The organism is Planococcus sp. CAU13, assembly GCF_000775575.1.
Taxonomy (GTDB): domain Bacteria; phylum Bacillota; class Bacilli; order Bacillales_A; family Planococcaceae; genus Planococcus.
This window is the reverse complement of record NZ_JRGN01000057.1, coordinates 1-12295: the sequence shown is the minus strand read 5'-3', so window position 1 is coordinate 12295 and position 12295 is coordinate 1. Positions and strand designations below refer to the sequence as shown.

Here is a 12295-nt window from a genome sequence, read left to right as displayed (position 1 = left end):
ACTTATATCCCGAAGAGCTAGGCACTGGAGCTAGACACAAAGTGGCTTATGATCCGAGAGTCTGGGCGTTGGAGTCAGGACAAGGAAACACTTTTTTCTAAAAATCTTCTTATGAAAAGTTATACTTTCTTATCCATAAATGATGAAAAAGGCTGCCGGGAGATCTGTCTCTCCGGCAGCCTTTTAACTTCATGCATTATTCTTCCCCTTCTTCTTCAAGCTTTCTGATATAGTATTCAAGTTTTTCCTGCTCTTCCCCGCTGATCACTGGTAGCTGGGGGTCCAGATTCTCCAGTAATTCATTCATGACTATTGCAATAATATAGCGGGAATACTGTTCATTATCAGCCGGCAGGACATACCACGGGGCGTACTCGGTTGAGGTATTATTCAGCATATCTTCAAAGATCTTCTGATACTCATCCCAATGCTCCCGTTCTTCGACATCACTGAACGAGAACTCCCAGTTTTTCTGAGGATCTTTCATTCGTTTCAGCAAACGCTTGCGCTGCTCTTCTTTTGATACATTAAAGAAGAACTTCACGACCGGAAAACCGTTCTCACTCAAATACCGTTCAAAATCATTGATTTGTCGGAAACGGGTCTGCCAGATCTTTTCATCAATAAGTTCATCGGGCAAGGGTTCATCCTTCAGCAGATCGTGGACTCTCGGTGCGATGACTTCTTCATAATGTGACCGGTTTAAAATTCCTATTTCCCCTCGTGCCGGCAGCCCTTTATGGATCCGCCAGAGATAATCATGGCTCAGATCTTCTTCTGTGGGTTTGCCGAGCGTCGTGGTTCGCAGCCCCTGGGCATTCAAATTTGAAAAGATATACGAAATTGCCTCGTCTTTGCCGGCTGCATCCATTGCCTGCAGCACCACCAGGATGCCTTTCTGTTCTTCCGCATTCAGCTTCATATGCAATTCCTTCAATTTCCGGACTGCATCCGGAATAAGTTTCTCTTCGAGCTCCCGTTGATCAACCTCATCATTTTCGTTTGTACTGAAATCTGCCAGACGGATTTCCTTATCGGCCTTTATGCGGTATTTGTCTGTGTTCATCGAAAATGCCTCCATTCGAGTTTCTTTAATCATGATGTTACTCACTTTTTCCCGGCACCTGTCCGGCCCGAGACTATTCTCAAGCCGCTCCGCAGCATATTCCGCAGCCATTTGATGGGTCGGACACCGCTGCCGCTTTGCCAGTTGATCCACTCAAGGGCAGTTAAGCAAAGCAGAAGCCAGATCGTCCCGGCAATAAAACCGGCAGCCACATCACTGGGATAATGTGCCCCCAGATAAATGCGGCTTACGCCAATCAACACCACCAGAACAGCGAGGCTGATTGAAATTGTCCATTGCACCCATTCCTTCTGCCGCTTTCTGATTGCCAGAAAAATAATAAAACCGTAAAGAATAAAAGATCCCATTGAATGCCCGCTGGGGAAACTGAAGCCGGTTGCATCGATTGCTTCATTGATCGATGGGCGCTCCCTGCCGTAAAAACTTTTCATTAGGCTGTTCAGCAAACCTCCAGCCGCTGATGCAATGATAAGAAAAAAGGCGCTCCACCTGTCATTGTCCTTAAACCACAGCCACGCAGCAACACTGATCGTCACAAGTGCCAAAAACCAGACGGAGCCCAGTTCTGTTATGAATAACATAATGGAGTCCAAAGCCGGGCTTTGATTGACCCGGATCAGATTGATGATGAACCCGTCAAATATCCCGAATTCCCGGCTCATCACTTCATCCGCCAGCTCCGAAAATAAGATGATGAACAGACCGGCTGCCGCCAGCCCGCTGAGCAGCAGCAGTAAAGTGATGCTGATTTTTGTATTTTCTTTCATCACATCTCCTCTCCCCCAACTTTTTTCTATCCCTTTATATACCCGGCAGCCGGTCCGTTAGACGCCAAAACCATCAAAAATAAAAACTGCCGGAAATTCAGGCAGTTTTGTCAGCAATTCTTTAATTGGTCGGGCGGTAGGCAGTCAAGGGGATATCTTCGTAGTCTTCAGGATTCAATTCAGCCACTGAACCGTCAGCTACACCTTCTATGATGGCAGAAAGTCCGCGTTCCACAGATTTTGATAATTGGCCTTTTTCTTTCTGGCCCATCATCTGTGTTTGGCCTCTGACTTCAAAGAGGACAGTTCCGCTGCCGTTCAATGCATAAGAACCAAGGGCAGTTCCCGGAAGATCCAGTCCCTGGGAATAAAGCGAGATATTCGTGAACTTCGAATTGCCGTATGACTGCAATTCGTTATAGGCAAGCAAGTTCAGCTGGCGTGAGAAATCATAATTATAATTATCGGCGTACTCCGCATATTTTGCACCTTCGGACGAGCTCGGGTCCGGAACAAATTGGGCGGACAGCGACAGCGTCACCGGATCAGGCGTGCCATCGACATAATAGAGCCCCTGGTGATGAAGATCAACAAAGACATCGACATTGCCGAACTCATCCTGCAGCGCTTTATAGACATCGCGGGAAGTTTGCGACTCAGGAGTGATGAACCAGCCCGGCTGATTCGAAGCCCCCGGGAAATCTGCAGCTTCCGCCACATAATCCAGATCAGGATTGAAATCGCGGTTTACATCAAAGCCCGGGTTTGCGGCATAGTCATAACTTTGGCTGACGCCCCGGTCAAGATAATTCCAGGAAGGGGCTGCTCCTGCCAATTGCGGATAAGCTTCCACTGCATCAGCCCAGGTCATGCTGTTGCGGCGTTTGTCCGCTTCAGACGCATCCGGATTCATCATCGGCATGAAGACGACTGTCACTTCTTCCAAAAGCTCTTTTGTCTGCTTTGAATTATTGGACAAACTCTTAAGCAAATTGAGGATGGCGACTGTCCCTGTTTTTTCATTGCCATGGATTTCACTTTGAATCAATAAAACCTTATCTCCGGTTCCGACCCGTGCCGTATAGATATCCAGGCCGTTAAACGATTTTCCGGCCACGTCCACCTGGACAGCGCCTTTACTTTTCGCTTCCAGCTGAAGCAGGGTCTTTGTCAGTTCCGCATGATCGATAAAGCCTGAAATTCCATAATCATGATGATGCGTCTGCGGTTTTGTTTCAGTTTCAGCTGCATAAACCGGCATTGCAAGTGCTGCGCACAATCCCAAAACGCCTAAAGTACCCGTCCAATTCTTTTTCAATAAAATCGCTCCTTTTCCAGTATGGATTATTTTACGCGGTGGCCCTGCCGTTCTGCCCTCCTTTGTCCTTTTCCTTAAGAATGGAATCAGCATACCAAAGCAAATTTTAATTGTAAATATATTTTGAATTTTCAATTCTTTAGTAATGGATTTTTAAAAATTTCCTGAAATTTGCAGGACTATAGTTGAGTTTCCCACTAAATAATTCGACTCCCTAAACAATATCTTCTTAGGTCGAAATAATTATTCAGTATATGAGTCACCTTCCGGAATGCGCTTCGGGTTTTTGATGTTTATAATAAAATCAATATAATGCAGCAGGGAGGGTTCTTTCATGGAAAAGCTGATTCGTACATTGACAATAGATGATCTGCCAAAATTGAAAGCGATGGAAACCGGTATTGAAGATGATTATGTCATCCGCGTTTTCGACCGGATTTCCACAGGCAATAATAAACTTTTCGGCTTGTTCAACGATGAGCAGCTCGTCAGTGTCGGCGGTTTGACGATATTTGCTAAACAATACGCGATGCTCGGCCGCATGCGCAGCGACCTTCGCTTTCGCGGCAATGACCTGTCCACCACGCTGATGAAGGCTGTGCTTGAAGAAGCCTTCAAAATCCCGGAAATCTCATGGGTCGGCGCAAATACGCAGGAAGAAAATATTCCGGCGCAGCGCGTGCTGAAAAAAATCGGTCTCGCTGAGCATCACGTCAGCTATGGTGCCACTGCCAGAAATCTTAGCGGACTGGAAAATGGGCAGCCGGTCTGGCGCCGCATAGACAATATTCCGGAGAAGAGACAATGGCTCCGACGGCTTTTCGTGGAGTCTTCAGCCGTTTTTCCATATGAATGCTATTACCCTTTTCCCGCTTCAGAAGAAATGTTTGAAGACAGCCAAATCGCAGCCTGGAATTTCTTCGAAAACGCCAGCGGTGACCGGGTACTCATTACAAAAAAGGATGTCAAAAAATATTATTTTCTGCAGGCAATTTACCCTTTCGACGATTTGATGGTTCAAAACGCCTTGTGGGACACCATATCATTCGCCCATAAGGAACTTGCCCAAAAACTCCCCGGCGGAGCCCGCATCTGGATGGATTTGACGAAACAGCAGGCAGCACAGCTTCCGGATAACCATCCATTCTCTTTGCCGTCGCCATGGATTTTATTCGGCAAAGGACGGTAAACACAAAACAGCCGCAGCTTTCAAAAAACTGAAAGCTGCGGCTGTTAATTTTATGTTTTGATGTTTGCTGTACCTGAATCTTCAGGTGACAGGTGCACTTCTGTGTCAATTTTAACTACTGTACCGTTTTCCGCTGCTTCAAAGATCCCAAGGATGACCTTCAATGAAAGAAGTGCATCTTCTCCTGACACAATCGGCGGCTGGTCAAGCCTTATGCTGTCTATGAAGGCATCTATTACACCGCTGTTCGTCTGATTATCATTGGTTTGGATGCTTTCCAGTTGATAGTTGATTTTGATGCCGTCATTTTTGATAATTTCAATTTGATAGTCCACACTGTTGTAAATCTTCATGATCCCTTTCTCACAATAAACGATAGTGCTGTTGTCTTCTTCCCCGTAATGGGTCCACGAAAAACTGGCAGTTCCTAAATGGCCCTTTTTCGTTTTCAGGCTGCACACTATATTGTCGCAGACTTCAATGGGATCCCCATTCTCATCGACTTTATCAAGCGCTCCCTGGAATGCGCTGACTTGTTCGATTTCATCGTCCAGCAGGAAATGCACCAAATCGATTTTGTGAATCCCCAGGTCTCCGGCCACTCCAAAACCTGAGCGTTCTTTTTTGAAGAACCACGTGGAATTGGTTTTATTGATTCCCCATTGCTCCGGACCTGAGTGGCCAAATGTCGTTCTGAAAGTCAGCACCCTGCCGAGTTCTCCGCTCTGCAGGATTTCTTTCGCTTTCTGATGGGCACGCGTAAAACGCTGATTATGGTCCACCATCAGTTTTTTACCAGATTTTTTTTGTGCTGCGACAATTTCTTCAGCATGTTCAACTGTCAGTGAAATCGGTTTTTCACATAAAACATGCTTACCGCTCAATAATGCCTTTGTTGAAAAAAGATGATGGTTTTCATTAGAAGAACAATCACTGATGGCTATAATATCCGGATCTTCAAACAGTTCCTCTACTGTATGGACGATGCTTCCTCCAAATAATTCCACAAGCGCTTCCGAACGATCGATATTCCTGTCGTAAAAGACGATTTCGTCCACGTACGGATTTTCCGTATACTCCGGTGCGTGGCGCATTTTCGTAATGGACCCGCAGCCAATGATGCCCACTTTCATCCCCATCTATAATCCCTCCTATTCCCTCTTTTGGAAAACGACCGCAATGATAATGATCAGCCCTTTGACAAACCCTTGAAGATAAGGGGAGACATTCGTCAAGTTCATCATATTATTCAGGATGCCGAGAATCAGCACGCCGAACAGCGTTCCGATTATTTTGCCGCGGCCGCCTGTCATCCGCGTACCGCCGATGATTACTGCTGCAATGGCATCAAGTTCATACTGAGATCCGGAGCTAGATGAAGAAATCGAATTCAACCGGGAGGTTTCGATTACAGCGGCAATTCCCACCAGCGCACCGATCAGTGTATAAACGCCGATTTTGATCCGGTCTACGCGGATTGCCGACAGCAACGCTGCTTTTTCATTGCTCCCGAGTGCATACACATAACGGCCGAAACGTGTTTTGTGCATGAGCACATAAACGGCTGCTGTCATGATGAAAAATATGATGACAGGCACATCGAATATCCAAAGATCACTGTTCGAGATTGCCGTAAATCCGGTAACCTGGCCGGATACACTGCCGCCATCTGCAATATACAGCGCAATTGACCGGGCTGCCGCCATCATTCCGAGTGTGGCTATAAAGGAAGCGATCCTTCCTTTCGCCACCATCAGTCCGTTCAGGAAACCGGCGAATGATCCCACCAGCAAGGCGATGAATATGCCAACCAGAATGCTTCCGGAGGCATTCAGCGCCAATACTGAAACGACGCCTGCCAGAGCAAGGACCGATCCTACTGACAGGTCAATTCCCCCTGACAGCATGACGACGGTCATCCCCATCGCGATGATGCCGATGATGGAAACCTGCATTAAGATATTCAATTGATTGTTCATGTCCAGAAATCTTGGACTCAGGATGGCAGACGCAATAAAAATAATGACAAAAGCGATGATGACGCTGTATTCTGACCAGAGCCACGAGAGGCGGCTTTTTGTGGACGAAGATTTTGGATTGTATTCTTTTGCATTGGTATTAGCCAATTTTTTCAGCCTCCCTTTTCGAGCCGGTTGCATAATGCATAATTTCTTCTTCATTTGCTGTTTTTCCATCAAAACGAGCAGTAATTTCGCCCTGGTACATGACATTTATTGAATGGCAGACCTTGATCACTTCCTGCGCTTCTGAGGATAGTACAATCACAGCTTTCCCCATCTCGGAAAGCGCTACGATTTCCTGATAGATTTCCTGTTTTGCCCCAACGTCGATTCCTTGCGTCGGATTGTCAAAAATCAGGATTTCCGTTTGTGCTTCCAGCCACTTTGCAATCACCACTTTTTGCTGATTGCCGCCGCTCAATTTATCGATTGTAACTTCAGGATTATGCACTTTAATATTTAGAATGCCTTTATAATGCTGGAACCGCTCCTTCTCCATCTTATCCTGCAAAAAACCTTTGCTTTCAAAATTCCCCATGGATGACAGACTCATATTATGGATAACACTCAGATCTTTGATGATGGCATTTTCCTTGCGGTTTTTCGGCACAAATCCGATGCCCGCCCGCAATGCTTTGCGCGGATGGTCAATGGCGACCGGTTTTCCTTTTACCTTTACTTGGCCGGTATATTTTTTCCGGTATCCAAAAAGCGTTTCAAAAAGCTCCGTCCGGCCATCTCCTGCCAAACCCGTGAAACCCAAAATCTCTCCGTTGCGCAATGAAAAATTGATGTCTTTGAACAGCCCTTCGCAAGACAGACCGGTAACTTCCAGTATAGTGTCACCAAATGGATTGTCGTGGACATAACGTTCCTGGGAGACGGCTTTTCCGACCATCATCCGGGTGATCGTCTCCGGATCCTGGTCTTCCATACTGCCAGTGCCGATCAATTCCCCGTCCCGCAAAACCGTGAAACTGTCGCATACCGTTTTGATTTCCTTCAATTTATGGGAGATATAAATAATTGATACGCCTGATTTCTTTAATCCTTTCATCAATTCGAACAACCGGTTTACTTCGTGCTCTGCCAGTGAAGTCGTCGGTTCATCCATGATGATCAGCCGTGATTTGCGGAGCAGGGCTTTTGCGATTTCGATCAATTGTTTATAGGAGGTGTCGAGGTCGCGCACATAAATTTTCGGGTCGATGTCCACTCCCAGCGTTTCCATGACGTCATGGGTTTCCCTGCACATCTGTTCGACATTCAAAAAGCCGAATTTATTGCGGAGCTCGGATCCGAGAAACATGTTTTCATATACCTTCAAATCTGCGACAACATTCAGCTCCTGATGGATAAAACTGATTCCCTGCTCCTGTGAAATCCGTGGATTCGCCATTTTCACTTCTTCACCTTCTATGTAAATAGATCCATTATCCGGATTATGCACACCGCCAAGAATGTTCATCATTGTCGATTTGCCGGCGCCATTTTCCCCCAATAGAGCATGGATCTCCCCTTTTTCAACTTGCAGCGTCACATTCTTCAATACAGGAACGCCATTAAATGATTTATCAATATTTTTCATTGCCATAAAAGGGCTGCCAGTTATCATGTTCATCCCTCCTCATATAGGAAAAAAGGAAATACAAGCAGTCGGATGATCGCATTGTATTTCCTGCAGTTTGTTTTAGAATTTCGATTCCGGGTCGTAATATTCATCCACATTTTCCTCTGTCACTTGAGTAGCTTCTTTGATGACTATCGTTTCTTCCGGATCTTTACCTTGCGCAATATCCCCTGCAATTTGGACTGCATCTCTAACCATGGTCGGGGAGTAAAGGAACGTAGCAGACATCAGTCCATCGTTCTGGATGTCTTCAAACACGCCTTTCGCTCCACCGGCACCAGTCACAAATTGAATATCTGTGCGGCCTGCTTCTTTTATCGCCTGCAGAACACCAAGTGCCATACCATCATCCTGTGTGAAGACCGCATCAATTTCCGGGTTGGCCTGCAGGATATTCTGCATGACTTCCAATGATTTTTCAGTGGAGAAATCGCCGCTTTGCGATGCGATGATTTCCATTCCTTCCTGGCCATCAATCGCTTCTTTGAAGCCGGATCCGCGCTGTTCTGTAACAGAACTTGGAGGCCCGCTGATTTCGACCACTTTTCCTTTGCCATTCAATTGCTCAATGAAATATTTACCGGCGTTGATGCCAATTCCTTCATTGTCCCCTTTGACGACAACAGTTGCGGCATCATTTTCCAGCTCTCTGTCGACGATGACGAGAGGGATTCCCGCATCTTTCACTTTCTGGCCGACCGGAGTTAACGCAGCGGATTCAATCGGCAGCATGACGATGACATCTACTCCCTGGGCAATCAGATCATCCACATCATTTGCCTGTGTGTTCGGATCTTCAGCATTGGTCATGACGTATTCAATGCCTTCACTTTCCTGAAGTTCTTTTGCCTGCTGTTCTGCATTATCAATCAATGCACCCATCCAGCCGTGAGTCGCAGATGGCAATGAAATCCCTATTGTTAATGTATCCTCATCTCCTCCGCCGGACTCTCCCCCGTCCGCTGAATCCCCTTCATCACCGCAAGCAGCCAAAACCAGTGCAGCGATCAATGCCAGTAATAAGATCAAATACTTCTTCAAAACAATTCCCCCTTGTTTGTGATAAGAGCTCCCTTGAATGTAATCGATTACATTTACACTGAAGGCCAGCGCTCCGGCATCAATAGGTTAATAACAGAGCGCCGGCCTTCATGCTTAGCCAGCCGTCGATTCGCGTATTACCAGTTCAAAATCCAAAATGACGCTGTCCACATTTCCTCCCTTGATTTTTTCGATCAGCATTTTTGCAGCCGCAGTCCCCATTTTATACATTGGCTGTGCAACCGTAGTCAGTGTCGGATTGGTCATATTGGAAAAATCGATCTTATCAAATCCGATTACTGCCATATCCCCAGGCACATTTAAGCCGGCCGCATTAATTTCTTTCAAAGCACCTATTGCCAAAAGATCTGAAACGGCAAAGACAGCGGTAGGCCGGTCATCAATTGCCAGGATTTTTCTCATTGCCTGCTGCCCGTTTTCAAATCCGAGATCCTGCGTATAGAAAACGTATTCGTTTTTTACCGATATGCCATGGTCTTGCAATGCCCGCTGGTACCCCATTTTCCGTTCCCTGGCATACAGGAATTTTTCGTCCGTGTTCATCAGGGCAATTTTAGTGTGCCCGATTTGGAGCAGGTGTTTTACCGCTCTGTATGAAGCTTCCTCGTTATCGATTGTGACGTAAGGTATGCCGATGCCTCCACCGTATTCACTGCATTGGATAATTGCATATTTTTTTGCCAATTCTTTCAGCGTATCAACATTGACTGCCGGGTCCATCGAAATGATTCCATCCGCCATCTTTTTTCTCACAAGATCGAAATAGATATCCTCTTTTTTCGGATCGGAATCCGTTTCACACAATAAGATATTGTAATTGTGGCTGATGGCAATATTTTCTATGCCTTTAATGATTTCAAGATAAAACGGATTTGAAATGGACGGAATCAAAATCAAAATGATTCTGCTTTCTGAATTGCGCAGGTTGCGCCCCAGCATGCTGGGTTCATAATTCAGCTGCCTGATCGCCTCCTCGACTTTCAGTTTCGTTTTGACTGAAACCGAATTCTGCCCGTTCAATACCCGTGAGACGGTTGCAACTGATACACCGGCCTGTTTTGCCACCTGTTGAATGTTCGCCATGCCACTCCCACTTTCCCCAATCCCTTGCACATCAGCAATGAAATCGTTTACATTTTTATACTAATATGTTCCGAATTATCTGTCAACGAATTTTTTATTTTGTTTTTTTCTATTGATTTATCAGCAGTATTTATATATGTTAGAAATGTAATGGATTACATAACTGTATTTTCTGACATTTTATAAGGAGGTCATTCTATTGAAATTAGGCGTTTTTACAGTGCTGTTTTCCGATAGGAATTTCGAAGAGATGTTAAGCCATGTGTCAGCTCAGGGAGTCGAAGCGGTGGAACTGGGAACAGGTGGTTACCCGGGCAACGCCCACTGCAATCTGGACGAATTACTCGGCAACACAGAACTGCAGCAGCAATTCAAACAGAAAATCAACGAATATGGATTGACTGTCAGTGCATTAAGCTGCCACGCCAATCCACTTCATCCACAGAAAAAAATTGCAGAAGCGGCAGATGAAATCCTGGTAAAAACTCTGCAGCTTGCGTCTGAGCTCGGGGTGCCTGTCGTCAATACTTTTTCCGGGTGCCCCGGCGACCATGAACATGCCCTCTATCCAAATTGGCCGGTGGCAGCCTGGCCCAATGACTTCCAGGAAATTCTGAAGTGGCAGTGGGAAGAAAAATTGATCCCTTACTGGAAAGAAAAAAATGATCTGGCGGAGTCGCTGAATGTAAAAATCGGACTGGAACTGCATGGCGGTTTTTCCGTACATACACCCTCAACTCTATTGAAGCTTCGTCAGGCATGCGGTCCCGCGATAGGCGCCAACCTCGATCCAAGCCATATGTGGTGGCAGGGAATTGATCCGGTCGAAGCGATTAAAATACTTGGAAGTGAAGATGCCATCCACCATTTCCACGCCAAAGATACCATCATCGACCAGCAGAACATGAACCGCAATGGCTTGACCGACATGACCGATTATTCCCAAATGCGTGACCGCGCCTGGTATTTCCGCACAGTCGGCTTTGGCCATGACCAGAAAACATGGGCCGACATCATCAGTGCGCTGCGGCTGCATGGTTACGATTACGTTGTCAGCATCGAACATGAAGACGGGCTGATGTCCATTGACGAAGGTTTTGCCAAAGCGGTTGAAAATTTGAAGCCGGTTATGGTAAAAGAATCAGTTGGAGAAATGTGGTGGACGTAGTCCGAAAATTTCCAGGTAAAAATAGAGCCGCCATCCCTTTTAAAGGGGTGGCGGCTTGTTTTTATATTCTTTTCCTATTTTTAACGCATCACACTGCCGCCGGAAATTTTGACCGACTCACCGACAATATTTCTTGCCGCATCACTCAGGAGAAATGCGATCGTATTTGCCACTTCTTCAGGCGTGGAGATACGGCCGGCAGGAATGCTGCTTTCTGCTTCCTTCATGCCTTCCTCAAAAGAAACGCCTTTTCGTTCCGCTTTTCTTCGGATGCTGCTGCGGGCCATTTCCGTATCGACATATCCCGGACACACCGCGTTGACGCGGATTCCATATTCGATCGCCTCGAGCGCCATTGATTGCGTCCAGCCGACGACCGCGAATTTGCTCGCGGCATACGCTGTATTGCCGTGCGTCCCACGCAGTCCTGACAAACTCGCCAGGTTCACGATGTCGCCTTCTTTCCGTTCCATCATTTTGCGGTAAATCTCCTGGGTCAGCAAAAATGTGCATTTATAATTCAAATTCATCAGCTTTTCGATGAATTCCTCATCCAGTTCTTCCACTGTCCTGCCGCCGGAGATTCCGGCAGAGTTGACGAGGCCGTTTATGAAACCGTGCGCTTTTTCAGCACCGGCTATCAGCTTCAGCCTGTCCTCATTTCGGGTCAGGTCTGCAGATTGAACAGAAATATTTTCTTGATTTGTTATTTTTAACAACTTATTCGCCAATTCACTTAGCTTCTCTTCATTTCTTCCGGTAATCGTCACTTTCGCTCCCATGGCGGCGACCACTTTCGCTGTTTCGTATCCAATTCCGCCCGTCGCGCCTGTAATGAGTACATGTTTATGCGCCAAAGCGTCTTTTGCGAATAAAGCCATCGTGATTTCTCCTCCCATTTTGTTTTTATGCCTCTTTTCCCTTTTGGAAATGAGGCAAACATGAGGCGGCGCCGATTTGTTTGCGCAGA

General features: G+C 46.2%; 11 protein-coding genes. 2 read left to right on the top strand and 9 right to left on the bottom strand.

Annotated elements, in window-relative coordinates:
• Positions 1-196: 196 nt before the first annotated feature.
• From KW93_RS02455 to KW93_RS02445, 3 genes are all read right to left on the bottom strand, one after another.
• Complete coding sequence (locus tag KW93_RS02455) at positions 197-1066, bottom strand: PPK2 family polyphosphate kinase (protein ID WP_033541372.1); 870 nt, start codon at positions 1064-1066, stop codon at positions 197-199.
• Between the two features lie 41 nt (positions 1067-1107).
• A complete protein-coding gene (locus KW93_RS02450; RefSeq protein ID WP_033541371.1) occupies positions 1108-1854 on the bottom strand; it encodes a phosphatase PAP2 family protein in 747 nt (248 codons plus the stop codon).
• 121 nt (positions 1855-1975) lie between these two features.
• Entirely contained in the window at positions 1976-3115 is a 1140-nt protein-coding gene (locus tag KW93_RS02445) for a M14 family zinc carboxypeptidase (protein WP_052131442.1), read from the bottom strand.
• 391 nt (positions 3116-3506) lie between these two features.
• Here KW93_RS02445 and KW93_RS02440 point away from each other — a divergent pair, with 391 nt between their 5' ends.
• Positions 3507-4361, top strand: coding sequence for a GNAT family N-acetyltransferase (locus KW93_RS02440; protein ID WP_033541369.1), 855 nt, complete (start codon positions 3507-3509; stop codon positions 4359-4361).
• 50 nt (positions 4362-4411) lie between these two features.
• Here the strand turns inward: KW93_RS02440 and KW93_RS02435 are convergent, their stop codons facing one another.
• From KW93_RS02435 to KW93_RS02415, 5 genes are all read right to left on the bottom strand, one after another.
• Positions 4412-5500, bottom strand: coding sequence for a Gfo/Idh/MocA family protein (locus KW93_RS02435; RefSeq protein WP_052131440.1), 1089 nt, complete (start codon positions 5498-5500; stop codon positions 4412-4414).
• A 12-nt stretch (positions 5501-5512) separates the two neighbouring features.
• The gene (locus tag KW93_RS02430; RefSeq protein ID WP_033541368.1) at positions 5513-6487 is read right to left on the bottom strand and encodes an ABC transporter permease; all 975 of its coding nucleotides are present in this window, start codon (positions 6485-6487) and stop codon (positions 5513-5515) included.
• Positions 6480-7997, bottom strand: a complete 1518-nt coding sequence (locus KW93_RS02425) for a sugar ABC transporter ATP-binding protein (RefSeq protein WP_052131439.1) — start codon at positions 7995-7997, stop codon at positions 6480-6482. The genes KW93_RS02430 and KW93_RS02425 overlap by 8 nt, the downstream gene beginning before the upstream one ends.
• A gap of 75 nt (positions 7998-8072) precedes the next feature.
• Positions 8073-9053: a substrate-binding domain-containing protein gene (locus tag KW93_RS02420; protein ID WP_033541367.1), complete on the bottom strand. Its 981-nt coding sequence runs from the start codon at positions 9051-9053 to the stop codon at positions 8073-8075.
• Between the two features lie 114 nt (positions 9054-9167).
• Complete coding sequence (locus KW93_RS02415; protein ID WP_033541366.1) at positions 9168-10157, bottom strand: LacI family DNA-binding transcriptional regulator; 990 nt, start codon at positions 10155-10157, stop codon at positions 9168-9170.
• Between the two features lie 199 nt (positions 10158-10356).
• Between KW93_RS02415 and KW93_RS02410 the strand changes: the two genes are divergently transcribed.
• Positions 10357-11325, top strand: a complete 969-nt coding sequence (locus KW93_RS02410) for a sugar phosphate isomerase/epimerase family protein (protein ID WP_033541365.1) — start codon at positions 10357-10359, stop codon at positions 11323-11325.
• Positions 11326-11405: 80 nt separating this feature from the next.
• On the opposite strand, the gene KW93_RS02405 is transcribed toward KW93_RS02410, so the two are convergent.
• A partial coding sequence (locus KW93_RS02405) for an SDR family NAD(P)-dependent oxidoreductase (RefSeq protein ID WP_327078706.1) occupies positions 11406-12295 on the bottom strand: 890 nt, incomplete at its 5' end.